This is a genomic window from Actinacidiphila sp. bgisy160 (assembly GCF_057707815.1).
In genome coordinates this window covers 1-700 of record NZ_JBYIQW010000145.1, presented here as the reverse complement: position 1 = coordinate 700, position 700 = coordinate 1, and the positions used below count along the sequence as shown (strand labels likewise).

The 700-nt window shown below is 69.0% G+C and carries 1 protein-coding gene; it reads left to right on the top strand.

All coding sequences use genetic code 11. The features are described 5' to 3' along the window. Positions 1-48 precede the first annotated feature (48 nt). Positions 49-700, top strand: a 652-nt coding sequence (locus tag AC3EUJ_RS37215; protein ID WP_431969433.1) for an ATP-dependent DNA ligase, incomplete at its 3' end; no start/stop codon positions are given.

Here is a 700-nt window from a genome sequence, read left to right as displayed (position 1 = left end):
GCGGTGTCTGATTCGCCGGTCGGGGGGTGTGGGGGGATGCTGGTGTATATGAGTACGCGCGTTCCTGCGGATGCTGTTGTCCGGGTGGAGTTGCCGGCGTGGTCGCCGATGCTGGCGGTGGCGGGGCCGTTGCCGGGGGCGGAGGCGGAGGCGGAGTACGGGTTCGAGCCGTTGTTCAACGGTGCCCGGGTGCTGGTGTATCTGCCGGGGGATGGTGCGGTGCGGTTGGTGTCGGGGATCGGGCAGGACGTGACGGCGGGGTATCCGGAGTTGCGGGGGTTGCCGGGGTTGTTGCCGGCGGGTCTGGTGGGGGTGCTGGACGGGGAGATCGTGGCGTTGGGGAAGCATGGCGGGGTGTCGGTGGAGCGGTTGCAGCGGCGGATGAGTCTGCGGCATCCGGCGGCGGTGGCGGAGGCCGCGGAGGTGATGCCGGCGCAGTTGGTGGTGTACGACATCCTGCATCTGGGGGAGCCGGTGGTGCACTCGCCGTATACGGCGCGGCGGGCGTTGCTGGATGATCTGGGGGTGTCGGGGCCGCATGTGGTGGTGCCGCCGTACTGGCCGGCGATGGCCAGTGAGGCGTTGCACTACATCCGGCAGGAGGGGTACGACGGTGTGGTGGCGAAGCGGTTGACCAGTATGTATCTGCCCGGTCGCCGCAGCCGTGACTGGATCAAGGTCAAGAACCTCCACGCCCACG